Below are 18,585 nucleotides of genomic sequence, written 5' to 3'. Positions count from 1 at the left end.
CTATTAGCCTTCCAAAGTGTATTACTTACCTTCAACTGGCTTACCAATTTCAAGGGTGGTAGACCAAGGCTGTTTACGCGACAGGGTTTTACCCGAGTGAATTGAAATAACAGGGTTGTTTTCGTCAAGTACAAACGTGGTGCGTAACGATTCAGCAGATTCTTTTTGTGTTTGATGCCAATTATTACCTGCTAAACACGCTTGGGTAAAGTTAACCGCACGGGTGTGATCAGCGACAGCTTGCTGCTGTTGCTCATAGTTGCCTACACAGCGGTAGGTGACATTGTCTTTATCAAGCGCTGTGATTTGACAGTTATCGGCAATAAGGTTGTATTTTGCTGTCCATGTTTCCATGTATTTAGTATTTACACGGCTACGTTTTAAGCCTTCAAAGCGGTTGTCGTAAGCACCTAATAGGGCATTGATTTTCTCGCAAGGGGTTAGGTTATCAATGGCCGCTTGTTGTTCAGTTGTCAGTCCTGTACAACCAGTTAAAACAAGGCCAGTTAGTAAGGCGGCGAGTGGCTTTTTCATATCAGGCTATCCTTTTAAATAGCAGTTCCTTAAACGTTTCCTAAAGGATACCTAAGCCCTTGTAAAAATGCTAATAAAGATTGGTGATTACAATTTAAAATGCCTTCGCAAAGGAAGGCATTTTAATTGCTAATAACGGTGAAGCGTGGGCTTACATCTTAGTTTTACCAGCAATGTTGGTCACTTTTACTGAGCCAGAACCATCACTTAGTAACTCAAAGTTTGCTGCGGTATCAACGCGAATGCTGCCCGAACCATCTGAAACGACAACATCACCCGAAATATCATTTAAGTCGATACCGCCTGAGCGATCGTGTACTTCAATATTGCCCTGTGCTTTAGCAACATTAATATTGCCAGAGCCGTCATGAATTTTAATATCATGGCTTACATTACGAACATCAATGCTACCCGAACCATCATTGATTTCTAATGTGCCTGTAATGTCATTTGCGGTAATTGAACCAGAACCATCGTTGATCACTGTATTAGCGACTTTGCTAATAATAATTTCACCCGACCCATCGTGCACATCAACATTAAATGAACGAGGGATAGAAACAGTTAAATCAATGCGAGTTTGTTTGTTGGTTTGATATTCACATTGGCCTGCACCAAGCGCAGCACGCTTACCTTTAGCTTCAAGCGTTAAGCAATACTCATCATGTGGCTTTTCTTGATAAATCTCGGCTTTAACGGTCACTTGATCACTGTCATTACCGGTAATGTGTAAAAAACCTGAGCCAGCTTCTACTTTTAAAGCGCTTAATGATGCTGCATCTAGCGTTAGGTTTTTAGTTGCTTGTAGAGGCATTTCACCCCAAGCAAATGTCTGTGCTGATAATAAGCCTGCGGCAATGAGTGAGAGTGTTTTTACTGTACTTAACATGGTTCTTCCCTTTCAAATGTGTGGTGTTATTAGCTTAGTCGCAGGTGCTGATAAAAAAGGTTTAAAGGGTTTAAAAATTCTTTACACAAATAGGCAAGAATGCGCGAGCTTCAGGCATTTATGGTTTTTCGCGATGCTTTAGACTGAAATAGTAGACCATAACCTAAGCAAGCCAAGGAGAAACACATGAGTGATTCAGCGCAAACAAACGATATGCAAGTGATTAAGTCAGGTTCTCAAGATCCAATTGCAGGGCCAGCCGAATGTTTCACAGGTAAAGTGCAAATTAGTACTTTATTTAATGCCCCTGCACCTGCACGCGTTGGTGTTGCTGTGGTGGAGTTTTCAAAAGGTGCTCGCACCAATTGGCATTCTCATCCACTCGGCCAAGTTTTATTAGTTACAGAAGGTCAAGGTTGGACACAGTGCGAGGGTGGTGAGAAAACAGTCATCAATCCAGGTGATTTAATTTGGTGTAACTGCGGAAAAAGGCACTGGCATGGTGCAACAGCCGATAGTGCAATGAAGCACGTAGCAATTCAAGAAGCACTCGATGGTAAACCTGTTGATTGGTTCGAAGCTGTTTCTGATGAAGATTATTTAGCATAAGGTACATTGGAATGTGTGACAAACATGAAACGCAAGACTTATCACGTCGTAATTTTATTAAAACGAGTTCAGCTTTAGGCGCAGGCCTGTTATTAGGTGGCTTTGCGGCGCCTTCGTTTGCAGCATCATCTGAGCAGCTTGCAAATGGCAATATAAAATCTCGAGGCTATGCGGCTTTTGATAATTCAGGCTTACTAAAACCATGGGAGTTTGAAAGACGCCCAGTTGGTGATAACGATATTTTAATCGAAATTAAATTCGCCAGTATTTGCCACTCAGATATTCATCAGATGAAAGGCCATTGGGGCGCACAGCAATACCCTCAAGTACCGGGTCATGAAGTTGCAGGTATCGTAACTGCGGTCGGTAAGAATGTGACTAAGTTTAAAGTGGGCGACCGTGCTGGTGTAGGTTGTATGGTTGATAGCTGTCTTGACTGCAATAGCTGTAAAGATCAAGGCGAGCAATATTGCCCAGAAACAAAATTCACTTATGGCTACCCTGATGAGCGGTCACCGACGGGTATCACACAAGGTGGTTACTCGAATAACATTGTTGTTCGCGATCATTTTGCAGTGCATATTCCTGAAAACATGAGCTTAGAGCATGCTGCTCCTTTATTATGTGCCGGCATTACAACGTATTCTCCGCTGCTTAAATTCAACTTGAAAAAAGGCGATAAAGTAGGTGTTGTTGGTATTGGTGGGCTTGGACACTTAGCTGTTAAATTAGCTGTGTCGCAAGGTGCTGATGTCTACGCGTTCACTAGCTCTAAAGACAAAGTAGCCGATATTAAAGCCTTTGGCGCTAAAGTGGTTGTTGTGGACGGTGAAGACGCTTACAACGAACATAAGTCACAGCTTGATTATTTAATTAATACCTTGCCAGTGAAATATGATGTCGCTAAATATGCTTCATTAGTAAAACCATTTGGCACCTACACCCAAGTGGGGATGCCAGAAGAATTTTCATTAAACATGAATGCATTAGCATTGGCTGCAAGCCGCGTAAACTTTAATGCTTCGTTAATTGGTGATATGCAAGAAACGCAAGACGTTGTTGATTACTGTGCTAAGAATAATATTCTGCCAGCAACCCAGTTAATCAAAGCCTCTGAAATCAATAATGCATGGCAAAGCGTGGTGGATAAAAAAGCGCGCTATCGTTATGTAATTGATGCCTCAACATTTTAAATAATTTTTAGATTGAGTAAGCCAAACGCCATACCCAGTATGGCGTTTTTTGTTGTTCCTTTTTTATTCGGCGATTTGTCGCTTAAAGAGCGAATACTGCCGTAAAAACATATCATTATTTTTTTCTTTTGCTAACTTAAACTCTTTGGCCCCTCAAGGAGTAATAATGAAAAAAATAACCTTACTAAGTACGTTGTTGTGCTCCAGCTTTTTTGTTTGTAGCGAAGAAATAGATACAACCTTGAACGCTTATGCCGCTGGGTACGTCGCCAATTTTACCTGTAGTGCCACGTTTAACGCTGGTAAAAGCAAAGATCAAATCGATATTGATGAACTTACCGGTATTTACCCTTTAATCGCAGACACCGTAAAAACACTGCAAGCGAACATTGATACTGAGCACAAGCGAGTCATTGTTGATTACGATAAAGATAAACAGCGCATATCGGTGTGGCGTCCTCGTTTAGGCTGTGTTGATTTACCCGTAGGGGCAAGCCTTAAAGCTGCAACACTCGTGCAAGCACCGTTTAAAGAAAATTTAGCCTACCAAAAGGATGATGGTAAGCCTTGGCAAACGTTAAATGGTGTTAATAAAGCAACGGGTAATAAGGCGCTTGATGAGATTATTGCTCAGGCTTTTACTCGTCATTATGGTGAAGGCGCACGCACTTCAGCAATTTTAATAGCAAGCCCTGAGGCAATTTTAGCAGAGCAATATAAAGCAGGCTTTACCCCAGAAACCGCACAGCGTACTTGGTCTGTTGCAAAAAGTATTGGCGCGAGCATCATTGGTGTGGCGGTAGCACAAAAACGACTTGATGTTACAAAGCCTACGGGGCTTGAAAGCTGGTCTCACCCGCTTGACCCTCGTGGCGAAATTACCCTTGAAAACTTGCTTCATATGGCATCGGGCTTAGACAGTAATAAAGCGGGCAATCGTACGGATCGTGTGTATATGGGCGGCGGTTTAGTGTCTGACACTGCAACGCATACCGCATTAGAAGTAAAGCCAGGCAGTCGCTGGAAATACGCTAATAACGACACCATGTTAGCGTTACGTACCTTACGAGAAACGTTTAACGATGAAGCGAGCTATTTGCGTTATCCGTATGACAATTTACTCGATAAAGTCGGCATGCAGCACACATTTTTAGAGTCAGATTGGCAAAGTGACTTTATTTTGTCATCGCAAGTGTGGACTACTTCAAGGGATCTTGCTCGCTTGGGGCTATTACATCTAAATAATGGTCGCTGGCAAGGTGAGCAAATATTACCAAAAGACTGGTTAAGTTATATTAGTGAACCAGCTCCTGCTCAACCCCCAGAAACGGCACCGGGATACGGCGCACAGTGGTGGCTTTATAACGAACGTTTTCCTGAATTACCAAACGATACTATTGCGGCGCGAGGCAACCGTGGTCAATATTTGGTGATTATTCCAAGCGAGCAGTTAGTGATTGTTAGGCGAGGGTATGACCTTGCGGGTCTTAAAGGCTTTAGTGAACATGACTTTACCCGTGATGTTTTAAAAGCACTGGGTAAAGTCAGTCACTAATTTAGATTTGAGGTTAATGGCTAAGTGGCGTTAACCTCAATTGCAAGCGGTAGTGTTGCTGAACACTTGGCTCTAAACGGTAATTGTCATAAGGCTTAGCTCCCCAACTGTTATCACCACCGACACCACGTTGGCGTAAATCAATATTTAGCTCAGTCAATGGTCTTGGAGTGATATCGGTAGCATGACGGTTTGTGCCAGTTTTAGGATAGTCAAAGTCGGCAACCGTATTATGGTGTGCAGTAAAGTCGAATTTTGGCTCTCCCTGAACTTTTAAACCAACCCCTTGCGAATTACGAATTTCAAGCCAGCGGGTATCGCTGCGATTTCCATTTTCTTGTGGACGAATATACTGGGTGTATAAATCGGCTACTGAGCTTGAGTAAATACCTAAATCTGCTGCATATTTACGGTCCTGATAGTTTTCCCATGGTCCTCGACCATACCACTTTACAAAATCAAAGCCGTCAGGCATTTGTAGCTGTAACCCAAAGCGAGGCATTTCAGGTAGCCCTTTATCAAGGGTTGCTTGGTAATCAATGTCGACTTGGCCAAATTCGCCAACAGTGTAACTTATTTGGGCATCACTATTTAAACTTGGAAAATGAAGCGTGAATGTCACCTTTGCTTTACCTGCTGATGAGACAACATCTACATGCGTAACCTCAGCAAGTTGCGATGCATTTTTATAAGCTGCAGCAGATTTTTCCCATAACCGGTTGCCATTATCTTTGTCGGTCATCGCTCGCCAAAAATTTGGAAATACACCTTGCTTGATTAGCTCTACTTCGTTTGAACGATAGCTCGAAAGTCGCCCTGTCTCTTTATTAAATATCAGCTTAGTTTTAGCTGTACTAACTGTGACCTGAAGGTCAGATTCTGCAACTCTTAGGCTGTCATCAGCTTTTAAGTGGGCAAGAGACAAACTACTTTGTAAAATAAATTGCTCGCTTGCGACGACCAGCCCTTTATTTCTAACGCCTTCTTCTTGTTTTAGTTTGAATTGAATATTGAGAGTATATTCTGCATTTTTTAATCGCGTGTAGTCATTGAGTTCACTAAGAGTAATCAACTCACTTTGTTGAGCGGGTGTACTTAATTGCTTTAATGAACCTTGCTTAACAACTAAGCCATTTTCAAGTAGCTGCCAGTGTGTATCTAGATAGCTTAAATCACGGAAAAAGTTTCGATTGCTGATCTTAAATTGGCTTGCTGAAACCATTTTTACAGCGACATTCTGATAAAGCTTTTTAACTTCAAATAAGACTGGGTGAGGTACTCGGTCTGCACCAATTAGACCATTTGCCAGATAATTATTAGCATTTCGTGTACCTTCAGGTTCAAAATCACCACCATAAGCGAGTATACGTTTGCCTTGCTCATCCGTTTTATAGAGACCTTGATCCACCCAATCCCAAATGCTACCACCTTGAACTTGCGAATGCTGGTAAACGAAATCCCATAATTCTTTTAGATTGCCTCCGCTATTTCCCATGGTGTGGGCGTATTCAACCCAAATGAAAGGTTTATCAGGGTAATTACCTAAGTATTGGCTGGTAATTTCATCTCGGTCAGCATACATCCATCCCACAACATCAGTCATGGTTTCTTTATACCAGTTAGCTCGGGTTTCGTATTGTACAATGCGATTGCTGTCTTTTGATTTGGCAAGAAGATAAGCCTCACGAATACTCGGGCCTGGGCCTATCTCATTTCCTAAAGACCACGAAATAATAGAAGGGTGATTTTTATCTCGTTCAATCATGCCATTTACGCGATCTAAAATGGCTTCTTTAAATTGTGGATCATTACCTAGGCTATCTTCTTCAAAGCCATAACCATGAGATTCAACATTTGCTTCATCGATGACATATAGACCATATTTGTCGCATAAACGGTACCAGTAAGGATCATTGGGGTAATGTGATGCTCTTACGGTGTTGATGTTATTAAGCTTCATTAACTCAATATCTTTACGCATGCTTTCACGACCAATTGCTTGGCCATTTTCAGGCTCATGCTCATGACGGTTAACACCTTTAATCATAATTGGTTGGCCATTTACTAACAATAAGCCATCTTTTATTTCAACATTTTTAAAACCAATAGCTTCGCGAACGACTTGTTGCTCTTGCCCATCTTGTGTCAAAGTAAGCTGTAAGTCATACAGCTTAGGGACTTCAGCCGACCAAGCTGTGATGTCTTTCAATGTTGTATTGAAGCTAATCGTGTGTTTTTCTCCAGCTTCGCTTTTTAGTTTTTGTGTGTTTTGCCAAAGTAGGGTGTCACCATCGAAAATAGCACTATGTAATGTTGAGCTGCTAGCATCATCGTTCGTATTTTCTACAGTGACGTCTAAATTAAGCAAGCCATCTTTAAAATTGTTAATTAGCGATGTTGCAGCATGGAAATCCCATAATTGAGTTTTTGGCACGACTTGCAAGAAAACGTCACGTTGAATACCACTAATCCGCCACATATCTTGATCTTCTAAATAACTGCCGTCACTCCAACGGAATACTTCAACAGCAAGTGTGTTCTTACCAGGCGAAACAACCTCTGTTATATCAAACTCGGCGGGGAGTTTACCGTCTTGGCTATAACCTAGTTTTTTACCGTTCACCCAAACATAAAAAGCAGAGCGAACTGCACCAAAATGAAGGATAATACGCTTATCTTGCCAATCGTCAGCTATCGTGAAATCTCGTCGGTACGAACCGACAGGGTTATAGTCAGGCGCATAAGGCTTATTTTTTTTAAAGCCATAACCATGATTAACATAAATAGGGTAGTCGTAACCTTGTAATTGCCAGTTCGAAGGAACTGGTGTGGTAGGCCAATCAGAAACGTCAACACTCGGTTTAAAGAAATCCATAGGACGTAAACTTGGTTTCTCAGCAAAATTGAAGTGCCAGTCTCCATTGAGCGTATGGTATTGTGATGATGCTTTGTCATCAGCAAGTACCGCAGCATTCTCTGAATTGTAACTTGCAAAATACGCACGATCTGCGAGTGTCCCGACAGAAAAAACAGCCGGGTTTTCCCAATCGTTTTTAGGACTGCTTGATACATTACTTTTATTTACTTTGGTTGAGTTTTGCTGACATGCAGTGAGTAGGAATGAGCTGCTTAATAAAAGTAGCGGAAGTTTAAACTTGCCAAAAAGAGAGCGGTTCATTGTAAGTCCTTTAATTGTGTGTTCTTTTTATTGTTAATACAATATTACTTTTTAGCGTGATTTGTAAAGATGAAGCAAAAATACCAAGACTGATTGGCTTTTGTTTTTTATTCATAAAATTCAGTTGGTTATGGTTGTGTAGGATGCTGTATGAAGAGAGCTCGGACAAACAGGCAAGAAAATGAGAGTATTAGGCAAGATAAAAGCTGCTTTTAGAATGCATAAAAAGCAGCTTTGCTAACTGGAGAGTTAGTATCTACTACAAGGGCTCTATAGTGACATCCGCTTGGCCTAAACTTTTAAAAAACTGACTATCGCCCGTTATTTTACCAAGTTTTATCAGACCATTTGCATAACTTTGCTGCTTATAAAAGAGCGCAAGGTTACCCCAAGGTGCGTAATAAGTAATGTCTCCTGCGTTAGCATCGGTGCCAGCAGGTAAGCCTTGTAGATTTAATTTCTCTGGTAAAGTGGCAATTTTCTCAGCATTGGCAAAGTCTTCTACTTTTAGAGTCAGTGGTAGAAGTTGATAAAAATGCTTAGCGGCATTGTTACTTTCTAGAGTCGCTTGCATAGTTTTGCCGTTACTGGTGAACTTTATTTGCATTTCACTTACCATCTTTACTGCTTTTTTAAATATTGCTTATCTGTTACTGGCTCTAACCAATCAACAACCTTACCGTCTTTTGATTCTTGAATAGCTAAGTGCATCATGGCTGTTTTATCTGTAGCACCGTGCCAATGTTTAACATTAGCAGGAATATGTACAACGTCACCTGGTTTTATAACCTGAGGTTGTCCATGCCACTGATTAACCCAGCCCATACCTGATGTAACAATTAAGGTTTGGCCAACAGGGTGGGTGTGCCAGTTTGTGCGAGCGCCGGGCTCAAACGTTACCATGGCACCAGCGGCTTTCGCTTCGCCATGAGCTTGGAAACTAGGCTCGACGCGTACTTTGCCCGTGAAATACTTGTCGAGCCCAGTCATTGGGTACTGAGTGCCATTTTTTTGCACTGTGATTTGCGGTAATTCTAAACGTTGTGAAGAGGCGTTTTCTGCATGACTAAATGCACTCATCGTTAAGATAAGGGTACCGATAATATACTTCATACTTTTCTCCATGTGTTTGTAACCGAACGAATCTTCATTTTGGCTAAAAACTGTGCCTTTAAAAAGTACAATGCACGCAAGTTATTGCCTATTAGTCCGAGGCGGCAAATTTACCACTGGTCAATATTGTATAACCGAGCGTATAGTTAAGTATCTTGAATTTAATTGGGTTGGTTATGCATTCAGATTATGATGCTATTGCTAAAATGAGCGCTGCTTTAGCAGATAAGATTGCGCCGCTTATTGGGCAGCAAGAAACCGCTGATAGCGTGATTGAGGATTTGTTTTTTTATCGACAAACACAGGCCGCCACCTCTTGTTCAATGTGTGTGGTTGAACCAAGTATTGCACTGGTGCTACAAGGGGCAAAAAGCATGACCTTGGGCGAAGATGTTTTCAAGTATGACCCACACAAATATTTGATTACCTCTATTGATTTGCCTGCAAAAATGCAAGTTCTTGAAGCAAAAGACGACGCACCTTATTTAGGCTTAGTGTTAAAGCTTGATTTGGCTATGTTAGGTGAACTGATTTCGCAAATACCGCTCGACAAATTAAACAAGCAATCACTGAACAAGGGGATGACCTTAGGCAAAATGACAGAGCCGCTACTTAACGCTTTTACGCGATTAATTGAGCTGGTTGATGATCCTGAGTCTATGCCTGTGCTGGCACCATTAATAAAGCGCGAAATTTTTTGGCGTGTACTTAATAGTGAGCATGGGGCGGAGCTTCGCCATATAGTATCGACAGGTAGCCAAGGGCTGAGAATTGCACGTAGTGTTAAATGGTTAAAAGAAAACTATGATCAACCCTTGAGTGTAGAGGACTTAGCGGGTCTTGCGAAAATGAGTAAATCGACTTTTCACCATCATTTTCGAGATCTAACTTCAATGAGTCCGTTACAATATCAAAAGCGTTTAAGGTTAATGGAAGCAAGAAGGTTGATGGTTGGCGAGAGTATGGATGCGTCAGGTGCTGCTTTTAAGGTTGGCTACGAAAGCCCCTCACAATTTTCTCGTGAGTATTCTCGGTTTTTTGGTTTATCACCAAAACGAGATGTTGAGGCGTTTTTAGCAACGGCTAAATAGCCCGTTACTTATAATACCAATGGGCAATAATAGTTAGTTAAACGAATTGGTATAAAAAACGAATGGGCATATCCCTATGTCCCATTCGTTACCATGACACGCTTTACTTAAAGACTTGCTGTGAAAAACTCAGCAATCTTAGTGAATGGAATTAAAGCCACATCATCATATAAATCAACATGACCTGCATTTGGCACAACCAATAATTGCTTAGGCTCAGCAGCTAAATCATAGGCTTGTTGGCTAAACTCAAATGAGTGAGCTTGTTCACCAGCAACAAACAGTAATGGACGTGGTGAAATAGTTTCAATATCGTTAAATGGATAAAAGTTCATAAAACGCACATTGCTGCTTAATGTTGGGTGTGTAGTTAAATCTGCTGATGAGCGCTCTGGTGTATATTCGCCACGCTCAGTGCGATAAAAGTCATAAAACTCTTTTGCAATTGGGTGTGAGCTTTCATCAATGTGATGCGGACAGCCACCTGTGTACTGCACTTCGCCACCTAGGTACTCAACATTACGTTGCTCAGCGGCTTCATCAAGCATACCTTTACGCATATCAAGGTCGATAGAGTTACCTAAACCATTGCGCGTCGCGCCACCCATGTCATACATACTCACTGTTGCTACAGCTTTGATACGTGGGTCAATTTTAGCGGCACTAATGATGAAACTACCACTACCACATACACCTAAACCACCAATGCTTTCTTTGTTGACGTATGAACGGCTAGCAAGGTAATCGACACCAGCACTGAATGACTCTGCGTATAAATCAGGCAGCACAGTATTACGTGGTTCGCCGTCACTTTCGCCCCAGAAGCTAAGATCAATTGCCAAAGTTACAAAGCCTAGCTCTGCAAGTTTAGTTGCATATAAAGTAGCACTTTGCTCTTTTACCGCACCCATAGGATGACCAATTACAAGTGCCGGATGGTTCGCGCCTTTCTCAGCATTTTTTGGTGTAAAAAGATTACCGACTACATTCATCTGTAATTGGTTTTTGAAAATTACTTTTTCAAAGTTAACAGCATCGCTTTGGTAAAAATTATCCGTTGAGGTAGTCATAACACTCTCCTATTTTGTGATTAACAGGGACTGCAATTTGTTTTCACAATGCAGCTTTGATGAGGTTATTGTCGGATATTTATGCAGTTTGGCGTTATATTAGAACAGTCGATTTATTGCCTAAAAGTGTCGAATGTATAAAAAGCTGCAGCAAGCGCTGCAGCTTATTCATTTACTTGTGGCGGCCTTGTAAACAGCTCACCACATCAGCCAGCGATAGGCCTTGGCGCTGCAATAACACAGTTAAATGATACAGTAAGTCTGCCGATTCATTGGTTAATTCATCGTTATCATGTTTCATGGCTGCAAGGGCAACTTCAACACCTTCTTCACCCACTTTTTGGCAACTACGGCTTAAGTCTTTTGCGAACAAAGACGCTGTGTAGCTTTTGCTTGGATCATCGTCTTTACGCGAAACAATCACTTGTTCAAGCTCAGCTAAAAACGACAAGCTAGGTTTAGCATCATCGCCAAAACAGCTTTGTGTACCTAGGTGGCATGTTGGCCCAAGTGGGTTTGCCAGTACTAATAGTGAGTCGTAATCACAGTCGGTGTGCACAGAAACTACTTCAAGGTAGTTTTCTGATGTTTCGCCTTTGGTCCATAAGCGCTCTTTAGAACGCGAGTAAAAGGTTACTTTTTGCTTGTCGAAAGTGGCAGCTAATGCATCTTGATTCATAAAGCCTTGCATTAAAATTACCCCAGAGCGTGCGTCTTGCACGATAGCTGGGATCAATTCGCTTTTGGCAAAGTCGACTTGAGAAAGAGTGTCTTTGGTTAATTGCATAGTCTTGCCGCTACATTATTATCAGTTAAAAATTGTTTTAGTTCGCCAATATCAATGACGTTCTTGTGAAATACGCTGGCAGCGAGCGCACCATCAACTTGGCTTTGCTGAAATACATCAACAAAGTCTTGCATCGTCCCTGCGCCACCTGAAGCAATCAGAGGAATATCACACAGTGCACGCATTTTTGATAGCTGAACATTGTCGTAGCCTTTACGCACGCCATCTTGATTCATGCAATTTAGTACGATTTCACCAGCGCCTAGGTCTTGCACGCGCTTAACCCATTCTTCGGTTTTGTAGCGAGTACGGCTTGATGCATTTGGGTCGCCAGTCAGCTGATACACTAAATACTCGCCAGTGTTTTCATCATAAAAGCTATCAATACCCACAACCACGCATTGTTTACCAAACTCATCGTGTAATTCTTTGATAAGCTCTGGGCGAGCAATAGCGGGGCTGTTAATACTGATTTTATCTGCACCACGTTCTAAAACACGTGCTGCATCGGCAACAGATTTAATGCCGCCTGCCACACAAAATGGAATATCAATGTGGCGCGCAATGTTCTCTACCCAATTGACATCAAGTAGGCGTTTTTCGACGCTGGCACTGATTTCATAAAACACCAGTTCATCCGCACCGGCATCGCTGTAAGCTTTGGCAAGCGTTAAAATATCACCAACCACTTCATGGCCTTTAAATTTAACACCTTTAACGACTTGGCCGTCTTTTACATCTAAACAAGGGATTATGCGTTTTGATAACATGCTAGCGCCTCCTCAACATTAAAGGCACCATCAAGCAATGATTTACCTAAGATAACACCGCCAACGCCCAGTTTTTTCAGCTTTGCAATATCATCCAGTGAGCTTACACCGCCTGAAGCTTGAACTTTAATCTCGCTGTTGTGGTTGGTTAAATCTTCATAAAGTGCAAACGAAGGACCAGTCATGGTGCCGTCTTTACTGATGTCAGTACACAGAAAATCAACCACGCCAAGTGCCACGTAAAAATCAACAAGTTCGAACAAACCAAACTCAGATTCACTTAACCAACCATGTGTTGCGGGTGCCCAGCCGTTGTCAGTTTTATTAACATCTAATGCGATAACAAAGTGAGAGCTGCCAAATTTTTCAATCCACGCCTTTACTTGTTCGCGCTTTTCAACGGCCATTGAGCCAATCACGACTTGATTAGCACCGGCTTCAAGCCAGTCAGCAACATCTTGCTCAGAGCGAATACCACCGCCCACTTGATAAGGCACATTAAGCGCTTTAGTCGCAGCTTGAATATGCTGCCACTGTTTTTTATTTGGATCGCGCGCGCCTTCTAAATCCACTAGGTGCAGTTTGCCTGCGCCGCTGTTTGCGTACTCTTGTAAGCGTGCGCCAAGTTCGTAAGGGTAAAATTGTGCTGTATCATACTTACCTTGGTATAAGCGCACAATTTGGTTTTGTAATACATCGAGTGCTGGAATAATCACGTTTATTTCTCTTATTTTTTGCTGCGCTTACAGCTGCCAATCTAAAAAGTTTTGTAAAAGTCGCGTGCCTACTTTGGCGCTTCGCTCAGGGTGGAACTGCATGCCTGCGTAGTTATCTTTGGCAACTATCGCTGAAAAAGCTTGCCCGTATTCACCGCTAACTAGGGTGGCATCGTTTACTGTGTGCGCAAAGCTATGCACAAAGTACACTTGATCTTGCGCAGATAACCCTTTGGTAAGGGCATGCTCTTTTAGCACGCTTAGGTCATTCCACCCCATATGTGGTGAGGTTAATGTGCCCACTTCTAAGTGCTTAACAACACCCGGAATTTTGCCAAGGCAATCAACATTACCTTCTTCTGTGCTGTCGCAAAGTAATTGCATGCCTAAACAAATGCCCATTAGCGGGCGCTGATATTCATCAATTGCTTGCTGCCAACCACCGTCTTTTAAGCGTTTCATCGCAACAGATGCATGACCTACGCCAGGTAAAATGGCACGTTCAAAGCCTTTTAGTTGCTCAGGTGAGGTGATCACCTCAGGCGTTTTCCCTAAGCGCTCAAAGGCAAAACGAACTGAGTTAATGTTGGCACAACCGGTATTAATTATGGCAATCATAAACACCCCTTAGAGCTGGCAGTTTGTTGTGAGGCATCTTTTGCAATCGCAGCGCGAAGTGCTCTTGCAAACGCTTTAAAAAGGCCTTCAACTTGGTGATGACAATTACCATCGCTAACCGACAAAATAAGGCTCATGGCGGCATTATCACTTAAGCTTTTAAAGAAGTGTTCAACCATTTGCACGTCTAAGTCGCCCACTTTTTCACGGCTAAAATCGGCATTTAATACAAACGAGGCGCGGCCCGATAAGTCAATTTGCGCTTCTGCTTTACATTCATCCATAGGGAGTGCAAAGCCATAGCGACCAATTTGCGTTTTTGTTCCTAGCGCTTGTTTAAGGGCAAGGCCAAGTGCAATGCCGATATCTTCAACTAGGTGGTGTTCATCAATGTGTAAGTCGCCAGTGGCTTGAATATTAAGTCCGATATTGGCGTGTGTACGAATTTGGTCAAGCATGTGGTCGAAAAAGCCAAGGCCAGTGCTAATTTCGCCATTTTTTGTTTGGTCTAAATTAACTTGCACATCGATTTGCGTTTCTTTGGTATTGCGAGTGACACGGCCTTCACGGTTCGCGGTTGTCAGCTTAGTGACAATGGTATCCCAGCTGCCGTCATACAAAATACCTTCGCAGCATAAGTTATTAGCAAGTCCGATATCTGTTTGGCGGTCGCCAATCACAAATGAGCGTGCTAAATCGACTTTACCTGAGCGCATCAGCTCAGTAAGTAAGCCGGTTTTTGGTTTACGGCAGTCACAATTTTGTTCATCAAAGTGCGGGCAGATCAGAACTTCATCAAATTTAATCCCTTGGCTGTTTAAGATATCCATCATCTTGTCTTGGGCAATATCAAAATCAGCGGTTGGGAAGCTATCAGTGCCTAAACCATCTTGGTTTGAAACCATCACAAGGCGGTAACCTGCCGCTTGAAGTTGCAATAGAGCAGGGATCACATTCGGCAAGAACACTAATTTTTCTAGGCTATCAACCTGTTTGTCGGTGATAGGCTCTTCGATAATCGTGCCATCGCGGTCAATAAATAAATACGGGTTGCTCATGATAATTCCTGTTCTACTGTATTGCTGGTCAGTGATAAGCCATCTAACCAAATTTTTACTTGTTCTAGTTCTTGCTCGTTACCGATAGAAATTCGTAACCAATCATTTTCGCCATATAAAGTGAAGGCACGCATCACGAGTCCTTGCTCAAGTGCGATATTAAATGATTGTTTGTCTTTTAGTTTTAAGGTGACGAAGTTACCTTCACCGCTCAGTACTTTGATAACAGCAGGTGATTGCTCAAGCCAGCTTTTCAGTTTGGCTTTTAAGCTATTTAGAATAGTCACCTGACGGCGCATTGAAGCGATGTTGTCGCTACTTAATGCATCTGCGGCAATGCTCGCCACCACCGTAGATACAGGGTAAGGCGCAATCACTTTACGAATAGGTGCAAGTAGCTCGCTGTTGGCTAGCGTGAAGCCTGTTCTTAAACCCGCAAGTGCAAATGCTTTTGATAAGGTTCTTAATACCACAAGGTTACTAAACTCGTTGATCAGGCTTGCCGCTGTTTGTTCTGGGCAAAATTCTATATAAGCTTCATCCACCACTACAATCGCTTTACCCGCAAGTTGTTGGGTGATTTTTCTGATTTTGTCTAGGCTTGTCATGCTGCCGGTAGGGTTATTTGGATTACAAATAAACACCAGCTTTGAATCAGCAACCGCAGTGACAATCTCATCAACGGTGCCTTTTAATAACAGCTCTTGAGTTAAACCGTTAATCGCAATGTTGTGGGTATCAGCAGTGACTTTGTACATGCCGTAAGTTGGTAAAAAGAGTGCAATGCTATCTTTAGCAGGGCTACAAAAAGTACGTACTAATAGCTCAATACCTTCGTCAGCGCCACGAGTCATCAGTACTTGCTCTGGCTCTAAATTAGCATAGCAAGCGTAACGAGTGATCACTTGCTGAGGCTGCGGATCAGGGTAGCGATTTAAATCAGTTAAATTGATATTTGGCGTACGTGAATACGGGCTTTCATTGGCATTTAACCACGTTGTGCCTGTTAGTTTTTCACTTTTCGCTGAACTATAGGCTGTAAGCGCTGCAATGTTATCTGGCAACAGCGTTTTTATTTTTGAATTATCGCTCATTGTTCATAGCCTCAAGACGAATTGAAACAGCATTAGCGTGAGCATCAAGCCCCTCTGCTGCAGCTAAAGGTAAAATTGCTTTAGATAATTCACGTAAGCCATTTTTACTGATGGTTTGCACTGTGTAAGTTCTAAAGAAGTCCAGTAAGTTTAAGCTCGAATAGGTCGCACTGTAACCATACGTTGGTAGTACGTGGTTCGTACCCGATGCATAGTCTCCGGCAGACTCCGGAGTGTAATCACCCACAAATACTGAACCGGCATTTTTCACTAAGTTTAAATAAGGCTGCGCATCAGCAAGCTGTAGAATAAGGTGCTCAGGACCATATTGAGCAGACACAGCAAAGGCTTGCTCAACCGAGTCGACTAATATCAAGCTTGAGTTAGCAAGGGCTTGCTCGGCAGTGTCTTTACGACTTAATTTTGCTAGCTGCTCTGTTAATGCTTGCTGTGTTTTTTCAATAATGCGCTCGCTGTTACACAGTAAAATAACCTGTGAATCGGCACCGTGCTCCGCTTGCGATAATAAATCTGCCGCAATAAATTCAGGGTTTGCACGCTCATCAGCGATCACTAGCACTTCAGAAGGGCCCGCTGGCATATCAATCGCCATGCCCGGTATAGTTTGCGCAACAAGTTGTTTTGCCATGGTGACAAAGCTATTTCCCGGGCCAAAAATCTTGTTCACTTTAGGCACTGACTCTGTACCGTAAGCCATAGCTGCAATCGCTCCGGCGCCGCCACTTTCTATAATGGTTTTAATACCACATAGTTTTGCCGCATATAAAATGGCAGGGTTGATAGTTTCATCGGCTTTCACAGGTGTAGTTAGTACAACGGTTTGTGCACCACTTAACTGTGCAAGCACCCCTTGCATGATCACTGACGATGGCAATGGCGCACTGCCACCTGGCACGTAAATACCTACCGCTTCAATGGCTTGATATTTAAGTTCACACAATACGCCTGGTTGTGTTGTTAACTTAATGTCTTTAGGTAATTGTGCTTGGTGAAAACGTTTTACATTGGCGTAGGCCGTTTCGATGGCGGCTTTTAACTCGTTTGATAATAAGTGCTCAGCTTGGTTTATTTCTTCAATTGGCACTAATAAGCGCGGTGTTTCGCGCTTATCAAACTCTGTTGCCATCTTTAATAACGCTGCGTCACCTTGTGTTTTAACTGCATTTAAGATGTCGATGCAAATTGCTTCAACCTCTTTACTTGCCGTAACAGCAGGGCGGGTAAGTACCGCCTGCTGTGCTTGTTGATTTTCCTCATTCCAGCGAAACATGGATATTTACTCCATCATTTTTTCAATAGGCATAACAAGAATTGAGTTGGCACCCAGTGCTTTTAACTGTTCCATAGTTTCCCAGAAAAGGGTTTCGCTGCTAACCATGTGTAGTGCAACATAATCGTCGCTGCCAGCAAGTGATAGTAAAGTAGGTTGGCCAGTGCCTGGAAGTAAGTCGCATACTTCATCAAGCTTTGCTTTTGGTGCGTGTAGCATGATGTATTTACTTTCTTTTGCTTGGCGCACACCACGTAGACGCGGCATTAACGTGTTGATTAAATCAAGTTTGCTTTGATCAGTAAGGTCTTTGTTTTGAATTAAACATGCATTTGATTCTAAGATAGTGTCGCCTTGCATTAAGCCGTTTGCTTCTAACGTTGCACCAGTAGACACTAAGTCACAAATTGCATCAGCTAAACCAGCACGCGGTGCGACTTCAACAGAGCCCGTTAACATGACTGTGCTTGCGTTAATGCCTTCGCGTTTTAGATATTGGCTTAAGATTTCTGGGTAAGTAGTGGCAATGCGTTTACCTTCGAACCAGCTTTTATCTTGCGGGCCAAGTTCTTGTGGCCATGCAAGTGCTAGGCGGCAGTAACCAAAATCAAGTTTAGAAAGTTTATTTACTTCAAATGCCACACCTTGGCGTTCGCGTTCGGCTTGAACTTCGACTAGTACGTTTTCACCAACGATACCTAAGTCACACACACCGTCCATAACAAGACCCGGAATATCGTCATCGCGTACACGAAGTACATCAATTGGCATGTTGGTAGAGTGTGCGATTAAACGTTGTTCACGAAGATTTAATTTAACACCAAGTTGTTTTAGTAACTCTTGGCAGTCTTTTGATAAGCGGCCGCCTTTTTGGATGGCGATTCGTAAACGGTTGGTATTGCTCATTATTCATTTTCCTTTAATTCAAAAACTAAAAACCCCGAGGGAACCTCAGGGCGAAAATAAATAATTTGGTTGATTGCTCGCCAGAGGTTCCTTTTAGGAATAACCTCTCAGCG

At 42.4% G+C, this 18,585-nt stretch carries 18 protein-coding genes; 4 read left to right on the top strand and 14 right to left on the bottom strand.

The window, feature by feature from the left end; all coding sequences use genetic code 11:
* Positions 1 to 21: 21 nt before the first annotated feature.
* Together CWC28_RS14285 and CWC28_RS14280 are read right to left on the bottom strand one after the other, a co-directional pair.
* A complete protein-coding gene (locus CWC28_RS14285) occupies positions 22 to 534 on the bottom strand; it encodes a hypothetical protein (RefSeq protein ID WP_063707486.1) in 513 nt (170 codons plus the stop codon).
* Between the two features lie 151 nt (positions 535 to 685).
* Complete coding sequence (locus tag CWC28_RS14280; RefSeq protein WP_138625313.1) at positions 686 to 1,423, bottom strand: DUF4097 family beta strand repeat-containing protein; 738 nt, start codon at positions 1,421 to 1,423, stop codon at positions 686 to 688.
* 186 nt (positions 1,424 to 1,609) lie between these two features.
* On the opposite strand from CWC28_RS14280, the gene CWC28_RS14275 reads away from it, so the two are divergent.
* The 3 genes from CWC28_RS14275 (at position 1,610) to CWC28_RS14265 (ending at position 4,780) form a co-directional block, all read left to right on the top strand.
* A complete protein-coding gene (locus CWC28_RS14275; RefSeq protein ID WP_063707484.1) occupies positions 1,610 to 2,032 on the top strand; it encodes a (R)-mandelonitrile lyase in 423 nt (140 codons plus the stop codon).
* Between the two features lie 11 nt (positions 2,033 to 2,043).
* On the top strand, positions 2,044 to 3,225 hold the full coding sequence (locus tag CWC28_RS14270) for an NAD(P)-dependent alcohol dehydrogenase (protein ID WP_063707483.1): 1,182 nt from the start codon (positions 2,044 to 2,046) through the stop codon (positions 3,223 to 3,225).
* 166 nt (positions 3,226 to 3,391) lie between these two features.
* On the top strand, positions 3,392 to 4,780 hold the full coding sequence (locus CWC28_RS14265; RefSeq protein WP_138625312.1) for a serine hydrolase domain-containing protein: 1,389 nt from the start codon (positions 3,392 to 3,394) through the stop codon (positions 4,778 to 4,780).
* A gap of 13 nt (positions 4,781 to 4,793) precedes the next feature.
* On the opposite strand, the gene lacZ is transcribed toward CWC28_RS14265, so the two are convergent.
* The 3 genes from lacZ to CWC28_RS14250 form a co-directional block, all read right to left on the bottom strand.
* Complete coding sequence (lacZ, locus tag CWC28_RS14260) at positions 4,794 to 7,958, bottom strand: beta-galactosidase, LacZ type (RefSeq protein WP_138625311.1); 3,165 nt, start codon at positions 7,956 to 7,958, stop codon at positions 4,794 to 4,796.
* Positions 7,959 to 8,217: 259 nt separating this feature from the next.
* Positions 8,218 to 8,565 (bottom strand): cyclophilin-like fold protein, encoded by a 348-nt coding sequence (locus tag CWC28_RS14255; protein ID WP_062565934.1) that lies wholly within the window; start codon positions 8,563 to 8,565, stop codon positions 8,218 to 8,220.
* A 14-nt stretch (positions 8,566 to 8,579) separates the two neighbouring features.
* Positions 8,580 to 9,071 carry a (R)-mandelonitrile lyase gene (locus tag CWC28_RS14250; protein ID WP_105181850.1) on the bottom strand — a complete coding sequence of 164 codons (492 nt, stop codon included), beginning with the start codon at positions 9,069 to 9,071 and terminating at the stop codon, positions 8,580 to 8,582.
* Between the two features lie 176 nt (positions 9,072 to 9,247).
* Here CWC28_RS14250 and CWC28_RS14245 point away from each other — a divergent pair, with 176 nt between their 5' ends.
* Positions 9,248 to 10,162 (top strand): AraC family transcriptional regulator, encoded by a 915-nt coding sequence (locus CWC28_RS14245; RefSeq protein ID WP_063707481.1) that lies wholly within the window; start codon positions 9,248 to 9,250, stop codon positions 10,160 to 10,162.
* 107 nt (positions 10,163 to 10,269) lie between these two features.
* On the opposite strand, the gene CWC28_RS14240 is transcribed toward CWC28_RS14245, so the two are convergent.
* From CWC28_RS14240 to hisG, 9 genes are all read right to left on the bottom strand, one after another.
* On the bottom strand, positions 10,270 to 11,232 hold the full coding sequence (locus CWC28_RS14240; protein ID WP_138625309.1) for an alpha/beta hydrolase: 963 nt from the start codon (positions 11,230 to 11,232) through the stop codon (positions 10,270 to 10,272).
* A gap of 172 nt (positions 11,233 to 11,404) precedes the next feature.
* A complete protein-coding gene (gene hisIE / locus CWC28_RS14235) occupies positions 11,405 to 12,019 on the bottom strand; it encodes a bifunctional phosphoribosyl-AMP cyclohydrolase/phosphoribosyl-ATP diphosphatase HisIE (RefSeq protein ID WP_054552013.1) in 615 nt (204 codons plus the stop codon).
* Positions 12,010 to 12,789, bottom strand: a complete 780-nt coding sequence (gene hisF, locus CWC28_RS14230; protein WP_054552014.1) for an imidazole glycerol phosphate synthase subunit HisF — start codon at positions 12,787 to 12,789, stop codon at positions 12,010 to 12,012. Before hisF ends, hisIE begins: the two co-directional genes overlap by 10 nt.
* On the bottom strand, positions 12,771 to 13,505 hold the full coding sequence (locus CWC28_RS14225; protein WP_063707479.1) for a 1-(5-phosphoribosyl)-5-[(5-phosphoribosylamino)methylideneamino] imidazole-4-carboxamide isomerase: 735 nt from the start codon (positions 13,503 to 13,505) through the stop codon (positions 12,771 to 12,773). The genes hisF and CWC28_RS14225 overlap by 19 nt, the downstream gene beginning before the upstream one ends.
* A gap of 27 nt (positions 13,506 to 13,532) precedes the next feature.
* Positions 13,533 to 14,123, bottom strand: coding sequence for an imidazole glycerol phosphate synthase subunit HisH (hisH, locus tag CWC28_RS14220; RefSeq protein ID WP_063707478.1), 591 nt, complete (start codon positions 14,121 to 14,123; stop codon positions 13,533 to 13,535).
* Positions 14,120 to 15,181 carry a bifunctional histidinol-phosphatase/imidazoleglycerol-phosphate dehydratase HisB gene (hisB, locus tag CWC28_RS14215; RefSeq protein WP_138625307.1) on the bottom strand — a complete coding sequence of 354 codons (1,062 nt, stop codon included), beginning with the start codon at positions 15,179 to 15,181 and terminating at the stop codon, positions 14,120 to 14,122. Before hisB ends, hisH begins: the two co-directional genes overlap by 4 nt.
* The gene (gene hisC / locus CWC28_RS14210; protein WP_138625305.1) at positions 15,178 to 16,275 is read right to left on the bottom strand and encodes a histidinol-phosphate transaminase; all 1,098 of its coding nucleotides are present in this window, start codon (positions 16,273 to 16,275) and stop codon (positions 15,178 to 15,180) included. Before hisC ends, hisB begins: the two co-directional genes overlap by 4 nt.
* Positions 16,265 to 17,566 (bottom strand): histidinol dehydrogenase, encoded by a 1,302-nt coding sequence (gene hisD, locus CWC28_RS14205; protein WP_138625302.1) that lies wholly within the window; start codon positions 17,564 to 17,566, stop codon positions 16,265 to 16,267. The genes hisC and hisD overlap by 11 nt, the downstream gene beginning before the upstream one ends.
* Positions 17,567 to 17,572: 6 nt before the next feature.
* Positions 17,573 to 18,472, bottom strand: coding sequence for an ATP phosphoribosyltransferase (gene hisG / locus CWC28_RS14200; protein WP_054563881.1), 900 nt, complete (start codon positions 18,470 to 18,472; stop codon positions 17,573 to 17,575).
* Positions 18,473 to 18,585: the final 113 nt, after the last annotated feature.

It is taken from the genome of Pseudoalteromonas sp. S4492, assembly GCF_005886115.1.
In the GTDB taxonomy this organism is placed as follows: domain Bacteria; phylum Pseudomonadota; class Gammaproteobacteria; order Enterobacterales; family Alteromonadaceae; genus Pseudoalteromonas; species Pseudoalteromonas gelatinilytica.
The sequence above is the reverse complement of the archived record's forward strand: the minus strand, read 5'-3'. Positions and strand labels throughout refer to the sequence as shown.